This window comes from Mucilaginibacter daejeonensis (assembly GCF_020783335.1).
GTDB classification, from domain to species: Bacteria; Bacteroidota; Bacteroidia; order Sphingobacteriales; family Sphingobacteriaceae; genus Mucilaginibacter; species Mucilaginibacter daejeonensis.
This window is the reverse complement of record NZ_CP086068.1, coordinates 974,368-995,646: the sequence shown is the minus strand read 5'-3', so window position 1 is coordinate 995,646 and position 21,279 is coordinate 974,368. Positions and strand designations below refer to the sequence as shown.

Below are 21,279 nucleotides of genomic sequence, written 5' to 3'. Positions count from 1 at the left end.
ACCCACTCCCGAGCACGTTTTATCATGAGGGTCAACATTTTAACACTTTTTATTTTGGCCATGACCGGCCACATGTTAATGGCTTCCGGTACAAGGGCTCAAACGCTGGAGCAAACCAAGGTCGATCTTGAATTAAAGCATGAAACGCTTAAAGCAGCGTTCGGTAAGATCGAAGGTCAGACCGACTTCCGGTTCGCTTACCGCCCTGAACAGATCAGGTCGCATCGGGTCGATCTGGTTAAAGGAAGTTATACGGTCGATGAGGCCCTCCGCCTGTTATTGACCGGAACCGAACTCCAATATAAACTGATCAATAACAATATACTGATCACCCCGGTAGCAAGGGTCACTCCAACGGCGGTAGCCGTGCAAAAAAAGGATGGCACGGTGAACGGGCAGGTCAAGGACAAGAATGGCGACGGGCTGGCGGGAGTAAGTGTGACCATAAAAGGTACGACCACCGGTACCGTTACAGACGGTGGCGGCAGATTCAAGTTAAATGTACCGGCCAGTAGCACGACCTTGGTATTCAGCTACCTGGGCTTCAAAACGCGCGAGATCATGCTGACCGAACGACTCGATATAGACGTTGTGCTTGAAGAGGATCTGGGTAAACTGGACGAAGTAGTGGTGATCGGATACGGTACTACCACCCAGCGCAACAGCACAGGTACCGTTTCATCCATTAGTAGTAAGGACATTGCTGATCAACCCATCAATGATCCCTTGTCTGCACTTCAGGGACGCATCCCCGGTCTTGTGGTGAACAATAACAACGGATACGCCGGATCAGATTTTACTGTTAGGCTTAGAGGAGTTAACTCCATTTCCAGTGGAAGTGATCCGCTATATATAGTGGATGGGGTTCCGTTCATTTCCAAACCTATTAATCAGTTCACAGGAGCCAATGGTAATCAAAGCCCTTTAAGCGGTATAAATCCTAACGATATTGAACGGATAGACGTTTTAAAAGACGCTGACGCAACGGCGATATATGGTTCGCGAGGCGCCAATGGCGTGATCCTGATCACTACAAAAAAGGGCAAGGCCGGCAATTCTAATGTGGATCTGACCATCTATTCGGGGATCAGCAAGGTATCACGTAAAGTTAAAATGTTGAATACGCAGCAATACCTTGAAATGCGCCGCGAAGCATTCGCCAACGATAACATCGTACCTACCGTTGATAATGCCCCCGACCTGCTGCTGTGGGATCAGAACCTGGATAACGATTGGCAAAAAAAGCTTATAGGCAATACAGCGCATTTAACGCAGGCGCAAGGCTCAGTATCAGGCGGTAATGAATTTACCCGTTTCCTGGTAAGCGGTACTTACAGAAGAGAATCTACCGTCTTACCAACCGATCTTGCTTATAAGCGTGGCGCGGCACATGTTTCTATCGACCATTCCTCTACTGACAGAAAATTCAACATCAATGCGTTAGTGACCTATGCTGCCGATGATAATAACACACTACCTACAGATCTGACGCAATATTATAACCTATCACCTAATTATCCGGTATATGATGGTGCCAGCAAGTATTACTGGTACAGTAACGAGCAGAATCCTCTGGCTTACCTGGAGCGCACCTACCAGAGTAACAACCGTAATTTGGTCTCAAATATCACTACCCGTTATACGATCCTTAACGGCTTGAATGTAAAGGCGAATTTTGGATACAATCAAATGAGCCTTGAGCAGGTGACCACCTTGCCTAAATTGGGATTCAATCCAGCAACTTATTCGGCCAGCAGCGCTATTTATGGCAATAACGACGTTAGCTCTTACATCGTAGAGCCACAAGTAGATTATGTAAAGCAATTAGGAAAGAGCACCTTACAGGCCCTGGTGGGTGGCACATGGCAGCAAAGTATATCACAAGGGCAACGCATTACGGGATCAACTTATGCCAGTGATGCGCAGCTCGAAAATATCAAGGCTGCTGCACAATTGGTGGTCAATTCATACAATTACACCAAATATCGTTATACGTCTGTTTTTGGCAGGCTAACTTACAACTGGGACGAGAAATATATCATTAACGGCACTTTCCGCCGTGACGGTTCTTCACGCTTCGGGCCTAATAAGCGCTTCGGGAATTTTGGCGCGGTGGGTGCTGCATGGTTGTTCAGCAATGAGGCCTTTGTAAGATCAGCTCTTCCATGGTTAAGCTTCGGTAAGTTAAGGGGAAGTTATGGAACAGTGGGCAATGACCAGATAGGTGATTATCAATACTTCGACAGTTTCTCATCAAGCACCTACCCTTACGGTGGGCTTAGCGGGCTGTATCCAAGCCGCTTTCCTAATCTTGATTATGGCTGGGAAGTGAATAAAAAATTAGAGGCGGCCATTGAAATGGGCTTCTTGAATGACCGGATCGTTCTTAATACTAACTTTTACCGCAATCGTTCAGGTAACCAGCTGATCGGGTACACGCTTTCTTCCCAGTCCGGTTTTACCAGCTATCAGGCCAATCTCCCGGCCTTGGTGGAGAATAAGGGTTGGGAATTTCTATTGAATACGGTCAACATCAGAGGCAAAGACCTTAATTGGAACACCTCCCTGAACTTGACCATTGCCAAGAACACACTTTTGGCTTATCCAAATCTGGCCAACACCGGCGATGCCAATACCTATGTTATTGGCCAGCCACTGAGAATTACCAAGGGGTACCATTTTACTGGTGTAGACCCTCAAACCGGTCTTTCAACAGTGCAAGACATTGATGGCAATAACACCATTAGTAACCCCAATGACTTTACGGTGATCGGTAAACTGCTGCCAACCTTATATGGCGGTATGCAAAACAATTTAACCTTCAAAAAATGGTCGTTAGACGTACTGTTGCAATACGTTAAGCAACGTGGCCCTGGCTTGAACTATGGCTATTTGACCACGCCTTATGGCTCGCTGAAGAACAAAGACATTAGTGCACTTGATCGTTGGCGTAAACCTGGGGACGTGACCAATATCCCCAGAGCATCGTCAAGCTCTGCCAATGCCGGCTTTAGCAGCTATAACAATTTTTACAGGCTCTCTGATGCCGAGTGGAGCGACGCCTCCTATGTCAAACTTAAAAATGTGTCTATCCGGTACGACCTGTCGGAACTCCTGAAAAGATGGAAGCTCAGGAACTGCTCGATATACTTTCAAGGCCAGAACCTGCTAACGTTCACCAAGTATAAAGGAATGGACCCTGAAACGCTTGAATCGTCGCTGCTTAACCAAGGGCCGGTACTGCCTACCCTGCGCACGTACATCGTCGGATTGCAATTTGGTTTTTAATCTCTTAACAAGATCAACATGAAAGCTACATATCTCACTATAACTATACTGTTGTTAACGCTGCTTACGTCGTGCAAAAAATATGTGGAGATCGAAGATCCTAAAGATCAGCTGGTCGCTTCCAGCGTGTTCCTGAATGATAATACGGCTACCGCTGCTGTTATCGGCATTTACAGTAGCATGAACGAGTCCAACTATTATTTTGCTAACGTACTGACCACTTTCATGGGGTCTATGGCAGCTGATGATTTTGCTTACTCGGCCGTGTTCGCCGCCTTTGACGAATTCAAGAACAACGCTGTATTGCCTGGCAATACTTATGTCAACACCCTGTGGTCACAGCCATATGATTATATCTACAGGGCTAACGCATGTTATCAGGGGCTTAGCGCATCAACGACCTTAACACCCGCCATCAAAGATCAGTTGATGGGTGAGTCGCTATTCGTACGGGCATTCTGCCATTTTTATCTGGTCAATATGTTCGGCGATGTACCGTTGATCACCGACACGGATGTATTGGCGAACACCAACAAGCCGCGTACCGCTGCTGCGGAGGTTTACAAAAGTATCATTGCCGACCTTGAAGCTGCGAAGAAATTACTAGCAACGGCTTACCCGGGCAACACCGAACGCACCCGGCCTAATAAAGCGGTGGCAACGGCGTTACTGGCGCGCGCATACTTGTATACAGGAAACTTTACTGCCGCCGAGGCCCAAGCGACCGAAGTGATCAGCAACACCACCTACAAATTACTGCCTACTGCAGAAATGAATAACGTATTTCTGAAGAACAGCCAGGAAGCCATTTGGCAATTACAGGTGGTCAATACAGGCGCGAATCGGAATACGTTCGAGGGCAATACGATCATATCTACCGCAACGCCTCTTTATCGATTGACCAAGGGCACCACGGGCTTGGAAGATGCTTTTGAAGCGGACGACAAACGCCGGGCTAACTGGGTTGCCAAGTATACGACCGCTGCTGGCTTGGTGTACAACTACCCCTTTAAATACAAGGTGAGGGTGGGTACACCGGTCACTGAGTATTCTATGGTGTTACGACTGGCAGAGCAATATCTGATCCGTGCTGAAGCACGTGCTCAGCAAAATAAATTAAGCGATGCAGTAAGCGATCTTAACATCATTCGTCAGCGTGCAGGACTTGGAAACCTTCCTGCGTTGGGTGATATGGGAGCAGTGATGCTTGCGATCGAGAAAGAGCGAAGGTTGGAACTTTTCACGGAGTGGGGACACCGCTGGTTTGACCTGAAGCGCTGGAAAAGTACCAGCGGCGACGCCAGCAAGAGCCGGGCCGACGATGTTCTACCAGCTATCAAAACGGCATGGAAGCCAACCGCCAAGCTTTGGCCTATACCAACGCAGGCGCTGGTGACCAACCCTAACCTTGTACAGAACCCTGGCTATAACTAAAGATCATTATGAAGTATCTATTAAAATATTTGATGGTCTCACTGCTGCTATTTACAGAAGCCGGCTCTGCCGTTGCGCAGCAAGCAGTAAATATTACGCCGCAAAGACCTAAACGCGGCGATGAGATCATTGTGACCTATCATGCTGGTGAGGCCGGGAGTAAGATCCCGGCCAATATCAATGAATTGACCTTGGTGTTTACTTACTCTACTTTTTACGAATTGCCCTACCGCCTGCCTATGCAAAAGGTCAATGGCGTATGGACGGCGAAGTTCAAAGTACCCCGCTATGCTACTTATGCTACCTTTTACCTGGAAAGCGGTGATGTGAAGGACAAACCTTCAGATAGCAAACATTTTGAGATCATCATTTACAATGGAGATAAACGGGTAAAAAGCGGTTACCTGCATGAGGCCTATAGCCTGAGCGCACAAATGGGACGATCCGCCAACCTACCGGCCTTACAAAAAGAGTTGTACGAGCGCGAACTACAGAACTATCCGGACAATTATGAGGCTCAGGTTCGTTTATACGCAAGCGAGATCGCCAGTGCCAAAACACCTGCTGAGAAAGGAAAACTACTTACCATGGCGCACCGTTTCATCAAAAATAGAATGGATCAGGCACCTACGGTAATGGGGAACTTGAACTCGGTCACCATGGGTTATCTTATTTTAGGTGAGACCAGCCGCGTGGACTCCGTTCATCAGGTGATCATGCAAAAATACCCCAACTCTGACGCTGCAAAAGATTTCCTTTCATCGGCGCTCGCTAAAGAAAAGGATACACTCAAAAGAATAACTGCCTTGGAGAACGGGATCAGAACAGGTGGCCGCAAAAGTGGTGAAGGCAGATCTGCTATGCATGACCAGTTATTTGAGCTTTATGCCGCACAAAAGCGACCGGCCGAAGCGCTGGCCAATGCACGTATCCTCGCCAGAGATACAAGTCCTTACCGGGCCCGTACGCTTAAGAGTATCGCTGAAACACTCACCCAGAACCACCTTGCTCCGGATACCGCACTAAAGTACGCCAGGGAGGCAATGCAGATAGCCGACCAGTATCCGGTGGGCATCATAAGGTTCTTTCCTGAATATGGGTATATCCCGGGTTACGTTGCTGATAGTGTAAGGGCAAAACAGATCGGTATGGTGAAAGCCCAGCTTCTGTCGCTCATGGCGGTCAACTACCAATACAAAGGTCAAACAGCACAGGCAAAAAAGGACGCCGAGGCAGCAGCAGCGTCTGACGATAAGGTGACGCTGACTAATGTAGCCTACGTTCTTGCCCAGCAGGAGGAGAATGAGAAGGCACACCAGGCCTACTGGCGTATACTGCTCAAGGAGCCGGGAGACAGCGCCTCACTTGCCGGCGCAAGGAGAACCTACATCGCTTATAAAGGCTCAGACAACGGTTACACTGAAAAGCTGCGAGAGTTATCAGAGATACAGGCAAGGCAAATGATAGCATTGGTAAAAAAGCAGATGCTGAACCTGAAAGGTCCGGAATTGCTGAAGATCGTTGACCTTAAGGGCACCCCTCTTGACCCGGATAAGATAAAGGGAAAGATCGTTGTTATGGACTTTTGGGCCACATGGTGCGTACCCTGTATGGAAGAGTTGCCTTACCTGCAAAAAGTGTATGAGCGTTACAAAGACAACCCAGATGTAGTTTTTATGGTGATCAACAGCGGTGCACGCAATACGCTTGAGGACGCACGTAAATGGGCGCTAAAGAACGGTCGTTACACCTTTCCGCTGTACTACAACGGTGACCCGGACATTGGCGAAAAGGTAGGGTTTACCGTTATTCCAACGCTGGCGGTACTTGATAAAAATGGCAAGATGCAGTTCAGGACCATCGGCTTTGAAGGCGAGATCTTAGAGCGTAAATTAACTGCCGAGATAGACGTATTACTACAGTGATCTTTGACCAGAAAGATTTAAGACCACAATAACCATCTCTTGCAACGGTAGTGACCAGGTCGTTGCAAGAGATGGCCTATCTCGCCTGAAATAACGCTTGCCTCATAGCTTCGCAGCTCGCTTAAGAATTTAAAGCCTGACAAGCATTGGTAAGCCATCTTCTAATACGTCTGCTTGGATCCGATCAATGAATGGGCGGAAGTTTTCATAACTGTTGAGGTCATTTTTGAGTAAAGCCTGGTACAGCGCGTATGCACCGTCAATAGCCAGCGAGCCACCACGCCCTGCAGCGGGCGACGGACAATAAGCGGCATCACCAACCAATACCACATTACCTTTGCTCCAGCTCGGCATGTGGGTTTGGCAAAGTTTATCAAAATAAAAGCTTTCTGCCTGCTCTATACGTACCAGCAGTTCCTGGCTACGCCAGCCAACATTTGTGAATGCCTGTTTAATAAGTTCGCGCATCTGTGCCTCATTGCGGTGATCATAAGCGATCTCGTTTGAACGAAAGCAAAAGCAGATGTCGGTCTTGCCATTATAGGCGTTGAGCATAATGGTTTTGCCGGATTCCTGGTACATCTCGGTCGTAAATTCTGGGATCAACAATTCGGGCACAATGCTGATGGAAAAGTGAACGCCCAAGTATTTGACATAGTCGCTCTCCGGACCAAAATATCTTTTACGTACGGCGGAATGTAAACCATCGCACCCAACGATCAGATCATAAGCGCTACCCATATCATTGACACTGGTGCCGAACCTGACATCGGATCTCACAAGGTCATAAAGCATCTCTAGCAATGTATCGCGCTCTATCTCGTACTCTTCATTCTCATCGCGAGGCATGGTGCCAACGATATCACCGGCACTGTTCACAAAGCTCATTCCCCTCATAGGTAGAGCCTGTTCTTTGATCTTTTCGAACAAACCCATCTGCTTCATGATGTTAATGGTATCGCCCATAATGTTAACGGGTGTGCCCCCTCGTTTCAGATCTTTACTGATCTCCACTACGGTAACTTCGTAATTTAATTGTTTGAGCCAGTAAGCGGTACAAAGCCCTGCAAAACTGGCGCCTGCGATCAATGCTGTTCTCATGTGACAAAGATGAGATACATACTTTGCTCGTAACAGACCGCAGACAAGATACTGTTGGACTAATCGCGGTTTTTGAATGCAAGTGCACTTTTACCGGCCACTTTGGCAAATAAGCGCACAAAGTATGGATGATCATCATAACCTAAATACGAGGCGATCTCCTTGACGGACAGGTCCGAATGTACCAGCAGGCGTTTGGCCTCCAAGATCACTCTTTGCTGAATATGATGCGACACTGATAAGCCTGTAGTGTTCTTAACACATTCGTTCAAGTAAGCTACTGAAATATTCAAAAAGGACGCATAGTCAGCCGGTCGTTTTGCGGTCAGATAATGACTCTCCAAAGCCTTCCTGAAAGAGTGGGTGATCACCTCAAACCGACCGCTTGCCTGCTTGGCACTGAGCTTTTCTATTACCAAAGACACCAAAGCAAGCAAAGCTGGCTTCAAAGCAGGTTCTTTCATTTTCAAGCACACTTCTGCTAATTGCTGCATCAAGTCAAAGCTGGCCTCATCTAAAAACTCCGGTGCGGCACTTTGCAGCTGGTTCAAATAGCCCGTACCCAACTGCTCATCGGTTAAGGCCCAAGCCACTGCCTGCACATGGCTGAACGCTAAAATGCGGTGGACCTGGTCAGGATGCATATACACCACCGCCGGTGCCACCACCTCGGACTTCGTAAAATCGATCTCCAACGTAACGGTCCCTTGTTCCATCAAGAAAAAGCTGTGCCGGTCATGGCGCTCAGGTTGCTGCCAGTCGCCCAGCTCAGGTAGGTCGCTGAACGAGAACCGTTCGATACTTACAGGTTCATTTCCAAACTTACTTACCGGAATGACAGATCTTTGAGCCATATTTCAAAGATACTGTTCAGCTGGCTTGGCAGATCGATCAGGCAACTTAAGGCATCAAAAAATCACCAGAAGAAACAACCAGGGACATATGACGCTACAAGGATTGTCTTTATGTAAGTATTTATCCAGGCTGTCATCATTTAAGCGGGAACATTTGCAGGTTTTGCAGTGATCATTCTATCGGCCAAACTACCACCCTTCGCTTGATGAGCTTTCATTTTTACGAGCACTACGATACATAGCAGTGATAAAGAGCAAAACAACACATCGATGAACAGGATATCTGATGCGCCGATAGAGAATGTGTGCCAGAACCAATTCCCGCATGTGATACCGTCCACTATAGGTACCGCCATACAAAGCACAGCAGACAGGACAAGCGTTTGGTTATTCGTGATATTGAGTTTTTTTCTGACGATAAAATAGACCGACAGCACCAGCCACGCATAAAAGTAAAGGTGATAGATATCTGCTTGCGTTGGTTTGGCGATGAATTTTAAACTGATCATTGTAAAGGCTGTGACCGGTAGCATACTTAGGCAACTCGCCATGAATATGTTTGCTGTCCATAAATTGAACGCTCGCTTATGGGGTGCAACGTTGCTTTTGTCGCGCGCTACGAGCCAGATCAATATCCCGGAAATGATCACCAGGCAACCCATGGTTCCCAATACGAAATAGATCACTCGTAACGGCCTCCCGCCGAGATCACCGAAGTGAAGATGATAGATCGCACTTTTGACCTGCTCCACGTAGCCGGAACTTTTGACCGGCGACTTTTCCAAAACGACCTGCTGATCGCGGACACGGTAAATGACCTTTCCTGAACCGCCGAAGCTTGCCTTAGGATCCGGCTTGGATTCGAGGATGACGTGCATGTTGGCATCGTTGTAATTTTTGATGACAACTTTACTGATCTTGCTACAAATATTATCGAATATTCTAAGTACTGGTTGATGTTCCAGTATAAGTTCTTGCCATAAACATTGACCATTCCAAAACCCTGTGGTCATGCAATCCTATTATTTCGATCGAGTGATCACGACCATGACCTCTGAGGTTCAACAAGATCAATAACAGCAGGAATCCGGGCATCAGTCATGTGTTTAAATATTCCGGCACCCAGCCCAACAATTAGCAATTGAAACGTGTTGCCTTAAAACATCAAAATTTATCTATAAAGAAAAACATGTCAGAGACCACGAAAAAATTAGAGAACCCGGCAGGTAAGTATCCTGCCCCACCTTTTGAAAGACAACCTCAAGAAGCACCTGGGCTGGCTTCAAAAATGAAACCGCTGCCCGACCATGGCGAAGAAAGCTATAAAGGTTCTGGCCGCTTGCAGGGAAGAAAAGCACTGATCACCGGTGGCGACTCCGGTATCGGCCGTGCCACAGCTATCGCTTATGCGCGCGAAGGCGCCGACGTGGCCATCAATTACTTACCTGAAGAGCAAGCGGATGCTGATGAAGTAATCGCGCTGATCGAAGCAGCAGGACGAAAAGGATATGCCATTCCAGGTGACATAACCGAGCCTGAATTTTGCAAAACATTGGTAGCAACTGCAGTTGAAAAACTTGGCGGACTGGATATATTAGTGAATAACGCTGGTCGTCAGCAAGCTATTGACTCCATATTGGATATCACAGAAGATGGTTTTGATGCGACCATTAAAACTAACATATACGCACCTTTCTGGATCACCAAAGCGGCGCTGCCACACCTGCCTGAGGGTTCGGCCATCATCGCCACTACTTCTGTGCAGGCATATGACCCATCAGAGAACTTATTTGATTATGCCCAAACCAAAGCGGCCAACGTGGCCTATGTCAAATCATTAGCCAAGCAATTAGGTTCCAAAGGGATCCGTGTGAATGGCGTAGCGCCCGGCCCGGTATGGACACCTTTGCAGGTAAGTGGTGGTCAACCACAGGACGCCATCGAAAAATTTGGTTCAGTGACCCCGTTAGGTCGCCCTGGACAACCGGCAGAGCTGGCATCCATATTTGTGCAACTGGCTGATGCTGATGCAAGCTACGCTACCGGCCAGGTATATGGTGCAGCAGGCGGCAATGGCCATCCATAATTGACCTTTAATCCCCGATGCATGCCGGGCAGTATACACTGTCCGGCTTTATTTTAGCCGTTAAGAAATGAAACAACCCGATATCTCTTCGCTGGCAGTGATCAGCGACAGACATACCTGTGCCCTGCTGGATAAAGATGGAACGATCAGCTGGTATTGCCCCGGTGCTTTTGACCGCGCTGCTGTTCTGTCTTCCCTGATCGATGAACAAAAAGGTGGCTACTGGCAGATGGGATGTGAGCGCCAGGCATTCGTAAAAAGAAGATTTATCGGCCGAAGCAGTGTGCTTCAAACCTATTTTCATGTCGAGGAAGAGATACTTGAACTAACAGATCTTATGCCGGTAGGCATGAATTTTAGAGGCATATGCCGCAAGATCTCTGCTGCGCCGGATACGGTATTTGGTGAGCTTAGGCTGGCAGCCGACTATGGATCGGATTCGGTGACTTTGGAAAGCATATCACCATTCATCATCGAGTTGCCCACTGAGGGTATGTGGCTTCATTGCTCCCATCCGCTTCAATTAAAAGGCGAAACGATCAATTTCCAGATCCCAACCGGCGACCCTTCATGGATAGCATTGATCGATAGCCCGGTATTTGACGAAGATATCTTGGAAGATGCATTAAGGACCACGCTACGTGGCTGGGAAAGGATAGCAGAACACATTGACCACCATGGACCTTTTCAGGAGCAAGTACAAAATTCTTTACGGGCATTACAGCAGATGGTTTACGAGCCGACAGGCGGTATCATTGCCGCGCCTACTACAGGTCTTCCTGAGGTGATCGGTGGTGAGCGCAATTACGACTACCGTTTTGTATGGATGAGGGATGCAGCGCTGATCACTTCGTCACTGGTAGGGCTCAAAACCGACGGACAAGTGGAGCGTGCATTCATGTCGTTCGTTTCCGGAGCCATGAAAAAGAATGATCGATCTCACGTTTCCTGTTTTTATAGTATCGATGGCTCCATCGTAAAAAACAACCGGAATTTGCCTCTAGCCGGATATAAGCAAAGCCGCCCATTAATGGAAGGCAATACTGCTGCGGATCAGTTCCAGCTTGATGCTGAGGCCAGCATTTTACTGGCATGCGGCGCCATTTATGCTAAAACAGGTGAACGGCCCGAGTGGGAAACAGTGGAAGCCATAGCTGATCTTATATGCAAAAATTGGGAACGGAAAGACAATGGTATATGGGAAGAAGAACAAGTCCAGCATTATACCTCGAGCAAAGCATTGGCTGCACGTGCCTTAGAGGTGATGGCACCATACCAAGAAAATAAAGAGACAGCAGATCGTTGGTTACATAATGCCGGACTTATACGGAACTTTATTAAGGAAAATTGCCTGACCAGCTACGGCGCCTACGCGGTACATGCTGGTTCTGAAGATGTGGATATCGCCTGCGCGCTGTTCGCGCCGTTCGGTTTCGATAACGCGAACAGCAATTATATGCAAAAGACCGTTGCTGCTATAGAAGAACATTATTGCGATAACGGTCTGTATCGCCGGCATTTGCTCGAGTTCGATTCGCAGAAGGAGGGCGTATTTTTAGCTGCAAGCTGTTGGATGGCGCATCATTATGCCTTAGCGGGTAATGTTACGAAAGCCAGATCCATTCTTGAGTGCGTACAAGGCTGCGCTAACGACCTCGGTTACTTAAGCGAAGAATTCGATATGAATGACCATACGATGCTTGGCAATTTCCCTCAAACCTTTGTACACTCTTCCTTCATTTGCGCGGTGAATGGCTTGACCGACTCAGCTCAATGATCCATCCGGTCATCATCATTCATGGACGAACGATCGATACTAAGCTCATTCATTTGTTACCCTACAGATCGCCAATTTTTAAGCTTGCACTGAACGAAGTAAAAAAAATAATGCTAAATTTGTTAGCATTAGCGACTTATCAGGTCGCTTCACTTTGTTGAGATCTACAATGGTGCAATTATTAACAGTAGAAAGGAAGGCGTGGCTTAAATATCCGGACGGAAGCAGCAACGTCATTCGTATCCTGCCCGACAACGATCATACTGGGGTGCAGTGTTATCTTCTTTATACGGCATATGAAGCGTATTCTGAATGTCTGGGCAGGATATTGTTCGATGCGAACGGCTTTTGGATATATGACGGCGACCAACTGACCGTAGACCAGCAGGAACAGGTGGCCAGGCTGATCATGGGCATAGCAGAAAAAAAGTAGGATGGAACAACTTGCATTATTTCCCGAAGCCGGGCAAAGCAGGGGTTTGCCAACGCAGTATCTGGAGTACTTCCCCAAATTTATCGAACCGTTCGCGGGGCAGCGATCATTAGAGCATTTCATTGCTCACACGCCCTGGACCCAGCAGATCAGGACGATGTATACCAAAGAGGTGGTCACGCCACGGCTCACGGCCTGGTATGGCGACCCAACCTCTTATGATTATCAGTCCTTAATAAGATCCGTTCCCTTGACGTGGACACCGGAACTCCTTATGATCAAAGATCTGGTAGAGCCGCTTGCGGGCGTCGAATTCAACAGCGTGTTATTGAATTATTACCGCAACGGGAATGACTCGGTGGCCTGGCACAGCGATAAGGAAGAGGTTTTAGGTAAGGACCCGATCATTGCTTCCGTTTCTTTTGGCCAGGTTCGCAGCTTTGATATCCGCAACAAGCAGGATCATCAGGAACATTATTCCGTTAAATTAGAACATGGCTCGTTCCTGCTGATGAAGGCGGGTCTACAGGAAAATTGGGAACACCGGATAGCTAAGTCGAGCAGGCCGATGGGGCCAAGAGTGAACCTGACCTTCAGGGTGGTGAAATGACCACAGAGATATATTCAAGACCGAAGTGATCTTCAAAGACACGAGCACTTTGGCCACGACAGATCATAAAGCCACGAATACATTCATTTTATTGGCGACACATATCAACGATGCATGCCGGGCAAAAAATAGAGGATACTGCGGACGGGCCCATCCGCAGTATCTCATAGCGATGCCGTTAAATATTATGTACTAAACGATCCCTTCCACACTGATCCGCTCTCTTGCTTCTTTGGCTGCAGCTACCATGTTCTCCAGGGCGGCTTTTGTTTCAGGCCATTTTCTGGTCTTTAATCCGCAGTCCGGGTTCACCCATAAATGCTCAGCGGGCAACAGTTCGGCTGCTTTCACTAATAAGGTGACCATTTCTTCGGTGGTCGGCACGCGTGGCGAATGGATGTCATAAATGCCGGGGCCTATCTCGTTCGGATACTCAAAATGAGCGAACGCTTGCAGTAGCTCCATTTGCGAACGCGAGGTCTCGATGGTGATCACATCAGCATCCATCGCAGCGATATGCTCGATAATGTTATTGAACTCGCTGTAGCACATGTGCGTGTGTATCTGCGTCCTGTCTTCAACACCGCTTGCCGTTACACGGAACGCTCTAACCGCCCGATCGAGATAGTGCGGGTGCTTGGCCTTGCGTAATGGCAATCCTTCACGAATGGCGGCCTCGTCGATCTGTATGATAGCAATGCCCGCTTTCTCCAAAGCTAATACCTCATCACGTATAGCTAAAGCGATCTGATCAGTGGTCACTTGACGTGGCTGGTCATCGCGCACGAACGACCATTGCGATATGGTGACCGGTCCGGTCAGCATTCCTTTCATCAGTTTATCTGTTCGTGCAGCAGCAAAGCTGATCCAACGCACGGTCATATCCTTCGGCCGGCTAACATCACCGTAGATCACTGGCGGTTTCACACAGCGGCTGCCATAGCTTTGTACCCAGCCATTTGCGGTGAACAGGAAACCATCAAGTTGTTCGCCAAAATATTCAACCATGTCGTTGCGTTCGAACTCACCGTGTACCAGTACATCGATACCGATTTCTTCCTGCCAGCGGATCACTTCGACGGTCGCATCTTCGATCGCTTTTTCATACTGCTCAAATGTCAGTTCGCCTTTCTTGAGTTGGGCACGCAATTGGCGAATATCATCCGTTTGCGGGAACGAACCGATAGTGGTGGTTGGGAATGCAGGTAATTTGAAACGATCGCGGTGTAATTGCTGACGCAAAGGGAAGGTACTTTTGCGGGTAGCATCAGCTTCGGTGATCGCGGCCACACGGTCTTTCACATCTTGCTTATGTACTTTATTTGATGTACGGCGGCTTTCTTTGGCCGTTTTGTTAAAAGCCAATAATGCTTTATCACCTTCGGCTATTCGCTTCAGATCGGCAACCTCGTTCAGTTTCTGTTTGGCAAAAGCCATCCAGTTCCTGATCTCAGGGTCGATAGCGGTTTCGCCGTCAAGGTCGATCGGCGAGTGTAATAACGAGCATGAAGGCGCAATGATCACCCGGTCGGTACCTAATTTGGCTACCGCTTTGCTGATGAGCTCTAATGACCGTTCATAGTCATTCTTCCAAACATTACGCCCATCCACCACGCCTAACGACAATTGGAGGTGAGGCGGTATCAGCGCTAATACCTCTTCCAGTTGTTCAGGTGCCCGAACCAGATCGATGTGTAGTGCCGCCACAGGCAAATTAACAGCAAGTTGCGTATTGTCCAACGTTCCTTCAAAATAGGTGGCCACAATGATCTTTACACCGCTTACACGGTTGGCAATGGCCCGGTAAGCGTACTCGAACGCCTCTTTTTCCTTTTTAGACAGGTCAAGTGCCAGGTATGGCTCATCCAATTGTATCCAGGTAGCACCTTGTTGTTTCAGGCGGTTAATGATCTCTACATAAACCGGTATCAAGCTTTTGATAAGGTCGATCCGCTCAAAGCCTTCCTCTTTTTCTTTGCCTGATAAAAGATAGCTCACCGGCCCAAGCAATACCGGTTTAGCCTTTGCCCCTAACTGGATCTTTGCAGTATCATACTCGCCAAATACTTTCTCAGAAAATATCTTGAACTGTTGCTTAGCGGTAAATTCAGGTACAAGGTAATGGTAATTGGTATCTAACCATTTGGTCATTTCCATAGCGGTGATATCAAGTCCATCTTTTTGATAACCCCGCGCCATCGCAAAATACAGGTCGATCTCTTGATTGGTGTTCACTTCTGTGAGTACCGGCGTATACCTATTAGGGATAACTCCAAGCAACAGGCTCATGTCCAGTACCTGATCGTAAAAGCTGAAATCGTTGCAAGGGATCAGGTCTATTCCGGCGTCCACCTGGGTCTGCCAGTTCTCCTGCTTGATCTTACGAGCTACCTCGTTCAATTCATCGGCGGTGATCTTACCTGCCCAATACCTTTCGCAGGCTTTTTTTAATTGTCTTTGGCTACCGATACGCGGGTAGCCGAGATTTTGCGTTAGCATGTTCTAAACTTTTTAAATGTTCAATGATCCTTAAAAAGCTCTTCGATATCCAGAAATGCAGTGCAAATGAGTATTGGCGAGAGATGCACGCAGATGCGAACAGGACACAGCGAACCTAATGAGTTCGGGTGACCTCGCATAACGTACATTGATCTGACCTCAGCTCCTTATCGCGAAAGCATCGTCAATACAGAAAAGGCAGGTATCCTGACTTGTAACAGTTCTCATCGTCCTTCCCGCTTTTGGCAGTGGAGCGCGTGGATGAGAGCCTATGCATGTTACTTACAGTTGCGCGACAGTTCGTGATTTGCACACGATTCCCTATTAATTCACAGCTAAGTGAGACCTATTCTGATCTTAAGTATATAAAGAACTTCGGCCCAAGTGGGTTGCATTTATTCTTCACAAAGATAATTTTACCACATCTAAAGCTACGTTCAGATAAAATATAAGCTATAATCGCTATCATACCAGGTATTATTAGTCAGTAATGCTAAAAGGACATTATATTAGCAACTTCAAAAGCGAAATATGCTATGGAAGAGCTTGATGAAACGGATCTGCGGTTGCTGAGGATACTTGGGAACAACTCCAAACAAACCGTTAAGGACCTGGCTGTGCAGGTGAACCTATCCCCCACCCCGGTTCTTCAGCGGGTGAGACGATTGGAGAACAATGGCTATATCAAGAAGTACATAGCGCTGCTGGATCACGAAAAGTTCAGCCAGGGGTTCATCGTCTTTTGTAATATCAAGCTGAAGCAACATGACCGGAACATAGGCCACAATCTTGTGAAAGACATCATGAATATCGACGAGATCGTAGAATGCTATAACGTGTCAGGTGAGTACGACTTTATTCTGAAAGTTTTTGCCAAAAGCATGAAGCATTACCAGGACTTCGTTTTCAATAAACTGGGATCGGTAAAAAGCATAGGGAGCACGCACAGCACCTTCGTAATGGCAGAGATCAAGAATCTATATAACATCAGCATCTGAATGTGATCAGATCAGGATGGCTCCGCTGTATTAGTTAACTCATCGACCTCAGGCGATCGAATGATCAGCTCGTCTAAGAAAGCGGTGCCAAGCCAGACCAACAAAGCGTATCAATCAACGCACGAACGCGGGATCACGCGTATTGCTATTCCTTTTTTTACACAATAAGATACCCAAACTCTATTCAGGAGCTACTGACCTAACTTACCGTTAATAAACCGGAGTGGTGTAGTATAGCCGCCGGACGACCATTGTTCACATACGATATCTGGCGTACTGTTATCGGGTGGATAAGGTCTCTTGAAACTCTATTTCAAGAACACCTATCTTATGTTGTCTTGAATGCTTCATGATCGAATTAGTGTCACCCCCTGCTACTTTAGTTTTGATAGATAATAGTTATTTGGCCGATACGATCCAGACTAAAAGCACAACTCTATTTGTAATAAGTCTAAATAAACTATATTTGTCAAAAAAATAGTTTAGTGTCCAAGCCCTCCGATATGATCATTAATGAACAAAGCTTCACGCAAGTTTATGAGCAGTTCTGGCATGAGTTGTACGTGGCAGGCAAACGCTATACTGATAATGAAGAGGTGGCTAAAGGCCTTGTACAGGACATTTTTATCGGTATATGGGAAAACCGCGACCGGCTGGTCATTCATACTTCCATACAGCATTATCTTCATCGGGCACTTAAACTAAAAGCGATCGAATATTATCGCAAACAAGCGGTCATAAAAAAACATATATCCTATCAAGAACAGCAACAACACACCCAGTACAACAACACCGAACGATCCTTATTTTTTAAGGAGGTCATTGGTGCACTGAATAATGCTGTTGATGTGTTGCCCGACCGATGCCGTGAGGTTTACCTGATGAGACGTGAAATAGGGTTAGACAACCGGTCGATCGCTGCACAGCTGGTGATCAGCGAGAAAGCGGTGGAAGCGAACATGACGCGGGCACTATCTGCTATCCGGAACAAGCTCAAAATATTCCGTTCCTAAAAATTTCATTTTTTGATGTAGGGTTGCGAGGTATAAGTGCAACATACTATTAAAAGGCCTTAAAAGAAGAGCATGATCACCCCGGACCTACTGCGAAGATATGCACATGACGACCTCACAACAGGTGAACGTGTAGCAGTTGAACAGTGGCTTGCCGAGCATGACCATACTGAGCTGCCGCCAACTATCTTGAACGATGAACAAGTGTTCAAAACCCAAATGTGGCAACACATACAAAGGCGCACGATCTTTAAAAGCAGGTATTTAGCAACGGCGATGGACCGATCACGCAAGGGCAGTTATGCCATTGCTGCGTCGCTTCTGCTATTGGTGTCATGGGCGATATTTGGAAATAGTTCAATGCTTGATCAGCATGTGACCATTAGCAATGTGACCGGTCATCAGCCTATTAAAAAGACCCTTGGTGAACTCACTTATGTGATCGAGCCTGGAAGCCGTTGTGATGTGGTCATTTCGTATTGGAAAAAAGAAAGTGACGTGAGCTTCTGCGGAGCGATCTCCGTTGCCAATCATTCCCGTTCGAACAGCGACCTGCACATACACCAGGCCATCGCTGATCGTGGCAAAGCATTTTCAGATGAACTGATCATCCGAAAAGGACAGACCTATCTGGCCATGACCGATGATGAATATAACGTAATAGCAGCTACAACAGATGAATTAAATGATGGGTTACCGGGACCGTTCAGTGCCAGACTGCACCAGCGGTTCAGTTTATGATATAAATAAGTAAAATGGTTACGTAGCTGGAACTACGTAACCTGACTGCATAGATGCAGGTTTACTGCCCCCGTTCGTAGAAACAAGAACAGCCATGCAATTTAAGAAGATTTTCTTAACGGCCATTTTATTGGCCATACTTTCCTGTGCCTTCGCCCAAACCCCTTCACTGCCGGCCCTCAGCGGTAAAGTGACCGATAGTGCAGGCAACGCCCTCATCGGCGCTACCGTAAGGCTCCACGGATCAGGGAAACAGACCCTGACCGATCAGCACGGGGCTTTTAAGATCGTATACATTTCACCTGGTAAATATCAACTCTCGGTTTCAATGACCGGCTTTAAGACCACCGAGCAAAATGTCCTGATACAAAGTGGACATCCGCACCAGTTGGCCATTATGCTCAGCGAACGGTCACACGACCTGCAGACCGTCAGCGTTACCGGCCAGACCGCTGCCCAGGCAACACGCCTGCAACCTTATGCGGTCACGGTTCTGGACGTAAAAAAGATCGCCGACCGTGACATTGATATCAATCGGTTAATGGATGGTCAGGCAGGCATCCGCGTACAGGAAAGCGGCGGCTTGGGGTCGGAGTTCAATCATTCCATTCACGGTCTGTCAGGTAAGGCCGTCAGGTTCTTTGTGGATGGCATACCGATGGAGAGCTTTGGCCGTTCGTTCAGCATTAACAATTTTTCGGCTAACGTGATCGACCGCATTGAGGTGTACAAAGGCGTTACACCGGTCGAGTTAGGCGGTGATGCGTTAGGAGGAGCCATAAACCTGGTGACCCGCCGGGATGTTCAAAATTATCTGGACCTGTCACATAGCTATGGATCATTCAATACCAACCGCACAGCGGTATCGGGTAGATGGCGCCATCGTTCAGGCTTTACGCTACAAACCAATTCTTTCTACAATTATTCCGACAATAATTACCAGGTATGGGGACCTACCGTTGAAGTGGCCGGTGAGGATGGCCGTCCTATTCCCGGTTTCCCAAGGTTCAGGCGATTCAATGACGATTATCGCGCTTATACCATAAAAGCTGACGCAGGTTTCACTAACGTGAAGTGGGCCGATCAGTTACTGATCAGCATCACCAAAGCTGATCAGCACCGGGGCATACAAACAGGCCGCACTATGGCATACGTTTACGGTGATGTACGCTACCGCGAAGATCTCCTTATGCCTTCACTGCGTTACAGCAAGCGTGGATTTATTACACCACGCCTTACGGTGGATATGTATGCCGCCTTTAACAGGCTTAACGGCACAACGATAGATACCGGCTCGTACAAGTACAAATGGAACGGTGAGGTATTTAGCGGTCAGGTCAACGGCGAATTAGGGGGCATTCGCAACCCGGCCAAGACCATCTATACTTTCAAAGACAACACTACCTTAGGCAGGCTGAACCTGTCATATCAGTTGACCGACCGACAGCATCTTAACTTCAATTACACCTTAAATAGCACCACACGTTCGGGGTCAGATGCGGTATCGACCGCTGAATGGGCGATCCCTTTCCGTTTGCCCCAGGACATGAACAAGCAAGTGGCCGGACTATCGTATGAAGCTGTTGTGTTGAACGACAGATGGACCAACACTATATTCATTAAACACTTCCGTTACCAAGCCAAAGCCTCGGTTTATGATTATGATCAGGGCAGCCAAAGCAAAATGCTTTTTTACCGCGACACACGCGATAATGCCTGGGGCTTTGGCTATGCTGGTAAATTGCTCTTAGGTGAACACAACATGCTTAAATTCTCTGCCGAGAATACTAGCCGCTTGCCTGACGCGATCGAGTTACTGGGTGATGGCAGCACTATACTCAATTCCTCTTCACTTAAACCCGAACAGAGTACCAATATCAATTTATCGCTGCACCGGTCGTTCGCCTGGGGTACACGCCGATTGCAGGCTTCGGTGGGTACCTTTTTTAGGGATACCCGTAACCTGATCTGGCTGGGTGAACCGGACCTGATGGGCACTGCCAGGTACGAGAACTTGGACCGCATACGCACGATGGGTGCCGAGATAGAGTTCAATTACCAGCATAATAGCTGGTTGGAAGCAGCGGCGAACGCGACCTATCAGGATATCCGTAACAAGCAGCAGTTGGATCCTAATGGCGCGGCCAGCATTGTATACAACGATCGCCTTCGTAACATACCTTACCTCATGGCCAACGGCGAGGTACGCTTCTACCTGGACCAGGCACTGCAGATGAAAAATAGGTTTACGTTTTATACCAATACACACTTTGTACAGCGCTATTACCTCGGTTGGCCAAGTCTTGGCGCCTCTGATAGTAAGTTCTTCATACCATCGCAATTCGTGCAGGACGCTGGCCTGAGCTATGCATTCTTCCAGGGCCGCTATAGCATCAATCTTGTGTGCCGTAACATTTTGGACAAGCAGGTCTATGACAATTTCCTGCTTCAGAAACCTGGCAGGTTCTTTAGCCTCAAACTACGATACATCCTTAAGTAACTGATCCATTAATTCATTAT

General features: G+C 47.5%; 15 protein-coding genes and 1 riboswitch. Of the genes, 11 read left to right on the top strand and 4 right to left on the bottom strand.

The features are described 5' to 3' along the window. Positions 1-24: 24 nt before the first annotated feature. Genes LLH06_RS04350 through LLH06_RS04340 form a run of 3 tightly spaced genes read left to right on the top strand, consistent with a single transcriptional unit; the run spans position 25 to position 6,647 of the window. Positions 25-3,288 (top strand): SusC/RagA family TonB-linked outer membrane protein, encoded by a 3,264-nt coding sequence (locus LLH06_RS04350; RefSeq protein WP_228172042.1) that lies wholly within the window; start codon positions 25-27, stop codon positions 3,286-3,288. A gap of 18 nt (positions 3,289-3,306) precedes the next feature. Continuing rightward, the gene (locus LLH06_RS04345) at positions 3,307-4,722 is read left to right on the top strand and encodes a RagB/SusD family nutrient uptake outer membrane protein (RefSeq protein ID WP_228172041.1); all 1,416 of its coding nucleotides are present in this window, start codon (positions 3,307-3,309) and stop codon (positions 4,720-4,722) included. An 8-nt stretch (positions 4,723-4,730) separates the two neighbouring features. Then, the gene (locus tag LLH06_RS04340) at positions 4,731-6,647 is read left to right on the top strand and encodes a redoxin family protein (protein ID WP_228172040.1); all 1,917 of its coding nucleotides are present in this window, start codon (positions 4,731-4,733) and stop codon (positions 6,645-6,647) included. A gap of 129 nt (positions 6,648-6,776) precedes the next feature. On the opposite strand, the gene LLH06_RS04335 is transcribed toward LLH06_RS04340, so the two are convergent. The 3 genes from LLH06_RS04335 to LLH06_RS04325 form a co-directional block, all read right to left on the bottom strand. After that, positions 6,777-7,748 (bottom strand): FAD-dependent monooxygenase, encoded by a 972-nt coding sequence (locus LLH06_RS04335; RefSeq protein ID WP_228172039.1) that lies wholly within the window; start codon positions 7,746-7,748, stop codon positions 6,777-6,779. Between the two features lie 59 nt (positions 7,749-7,807). Then, entirely contained in the window at positions 7,808-8,602 is a 795-nt protein-coding gene (locus LLH06_RS04330) for a helix-turn-helix domain-containing protein (protein WP_228172038.1), read from the bottom strand. Positions 8,603-8,742: 140 nt separating this feature from the next. Continuing rightward, complete coding sequence (locus LLH06_RS04325) at positions 8,743-9,615, bottom strand: PepSY-associated TM helix domain-containing protein (protein WP_228172037.1); 873 nt, start codon at positions 9,613-9,615, stop codon at positions 8,743-8,745. 176 nt (positions 9,616-9,791) lie between these two features. Between LLH06_RS04325 and LLH06_RS04320 the strand changes: the two genes are divergently transcribed. From LLH06_RS04320 to LLH06_RS04305, 4 genes are all read left to right on the top strand, one after another. Further along, complete coding sequence (locus tag LLH06_RS04320; RefSeq protein ID WP_228172036.1) at positions 9,792-10,688, top strand: SDR family oxidoreductase; 897 nt, start codon at positions 9,792-9,794, stop codon at positions 10,686-10,688. Positions 10,689-10,755: 67 nt separating this feature from the next. After that, on the top strand, positions 10,756-12,465 hold the full coding sequence (locus LLH06_RS04315) for a glycoside hydrolase family 15 protein (protein ID WP_228172035.1): 1,710 nt from the start codon (positions 10,756-10,758) through the stop codon (positions 12,463-12,465). Between the two features lie 154 nt (positions 12,466-12,619). After that, a complete protein-coding gene (locus LLH06_RS04310; protein WP_228172034.1) occupies positions 12,620-12,898 on the top strand; it encodes a hypothetical protein in 279 nt (92 codons plus the stop codon). 1 nt (position 12,899) lies between these two features. Beyond that, the gene (locus tag LLH06_RS04305; RefSeq protein WP_228172033.1) at positions 12,900-13,508 is read left to right on the top strand and encodes an alpha-ketoglutarate-dependent dioxygenase AlkB family protein; all 609 of its coding nucleotides are present in this window, start codon (positions 12,900-12,902) and stop codon (positions 13,506-13,508) included. Between the two features lie 192 nt (positions 13,509-13,700). On the opposite strand, the gene metE is transcribed toward LLH06_RS04305, so the two are convergent. After that, entirely contained in the window at positions 13,701-16,007 is a 2,307-nt protein-coding gene (metE, locus tag LLH06_RS04300; RefSeq protein WP_228172032.1) for a 5-methyltetrahydropteroyltriglutamate--homocysteine S-methyltransferase, read from the bottom strand. Positions 16,008-16,187: 180 nt separating this feature from the next. Beyond that, positions 16,188-16,372, bottom strand: a riboswitch (cobalamin riboswitch). Positions 16,373-16,543: 171 nt separating this feature from the next. Here metE and LLH06_RS04295 point away from each other — a divergent pair. From LLH06_RS04295 to LLH06_RS04280, 4 genes are all read left to right on the top strand, one after another. Further along, positions 16,544-17,005, top strand: coding sequence for an Lrp/AsnC family transcriptional regulator (locus tag LLH06_RS04295; RefSeq protein WP_228172031.1), 462 nt, complete (start codon positions 16,544-16,546; stop codon positions 17,003-17,005). 503 nt (positions 17,006-17,508) lie between these two features. Beyond that, positions 17,509-18,018, top strand: coding sequence for an RNA polymerase sigma-70 factor (locus tag LLH06_RS04290; protein WP_228172030.1), 510 nt, complete (start codon positions 17,509-17,511; stop codon positions 18,016-18,018). A gap of 72 nt (positions 18,019-18,090) precedes the next feature. Then, the gene (locus LLH06_RS04285; RefSeq protein WP_228172029.1) at positions 18,091-18,759 is read left to right on the top strand and encodes a hypothetical protein; all 669 of its coding nucleotides are present in this window, start codon (positions 18,091-18,093) and stop codon (positions 18,757-18,759) included. Positions 18,760-18,853: 94 nt separating this feature from the next. Next, positions 18,854-21,259: a TonB-dependent receptor gene (locus LLH06_RS04280; RefSeq protein ID WP_228172028.1), complete on the top strand. Its 2,406-nt coding sequence runs from the start codon at positions 18,854-18,856 to the stop codon at positions 21,257-21,259. Positions 21,260-21,279 lie beyond the last annotated feature (20 nt).

What these genes read in the sequence shown, in the direction of transcription:
- LLH06_RS04350 (WP_228172042.1), top strand. Translation starts at nt 25, where the DNA reads ATGAGGGTCAACATTTTAACACTTTTTATTTTGGCCATGACCGGCCAC.
- LLH06_RS04345 (WP_228172041.1), top strand. Translation starts at nt 3,307, where the DNA reads ATGAAAGCTACATATCTCACTATAACTATACTGTTGTTAACGCTGCTT.
- LLH06_RS04340 (WP_228172040.1), top strand. Translation starts at nt 4,731, where the DNA reads ATGAAGTATCTATTAAAATATTTGATGGTCTCACTGCTGCTATTTACA.
- LLH06_RS04335 (WP_228172039.1), bottom strand. Translation starts at nt 7,748, where the DNA reads ATGAGAACAGCATTGATCGCAGGCGCCAGTTTTGCAGGGCTTTGTACC.
- LLH06_RS04330 (WP_228172038.1), bottom strand. Translation starts at nt 8,602, where the DNA reads ATGGCTCAAAGATCTGTCATTCCGGTAAGTAAGTTTGGAAATGAACCT.
- LLH06_RS04325 (WP_228172037.1), bottom strand. Translation starts at nt 9,615, where the DNA reads ATGACCACAGGGTTTTGGAATGGTCAATGTTTATGGCAAGAACTTATA.
- LLH06_RS04320 (WP_228172036.1), top strand. Translation starts at nt 9,792, where the DNA reads ATGTCAGAGACCACGAAAAAATTAGAGAACCCGGCAGGTAAGTATCCT.
- LLH06_RS04315 (WP_228172035.1), top strand. Translation starts at nt 10,756, where the DNA reads ATGAAACAACCCGATATCTCTTCGCTGGCAGTGATCAGCGACAGACAT.
- LLH06_RS04305 (WP_228172033.1), top strand. Translation starts at nt 12,900, where the DNA reads ATGGAACAACTTGCATTATTTCCCGAAGCCGGGCAAAGCAGGGGTTTG.
- metE (WP_228172032.1), bottom strand. Translation starts at nt 16,007, where the DNA reads ATGCTAACGCAAAATCTCGGCTACCCGCGTATCGGTAGCCAAAGACAA.
- LLH06_RS04295 (WP_228172031.1), top strand. Translation starts at nt 16,544, where the DNA reads ATGGAAGAGCTTGATGAAACGGATCTGCGGTTGCTGAGGATACTTGGG.
- LLH06_RS04290 (WP_228172030.1), top strand. Translation starts at nt 17,509, where the DNA reads ATGATCATTAATGAACAAAGCTTCACGCAAGTTTATGAGCAGTTCTGG.
- LLH06_RS04285 (WP_228172029.1), top strand. Translation starts at nt 18,091, where the DNA reads ATGATCACCCCGGACCTACTGCGAAGATATGCACATGACGACCTCACA.
- LLH06_RS04280 (WP_228172028.1), top strand. Translation starts at nt 18,854, where the DNA reads ATGCAATTTAAGAAGATTTTCTTAACGGCCATTTTATTGGCCATACTT.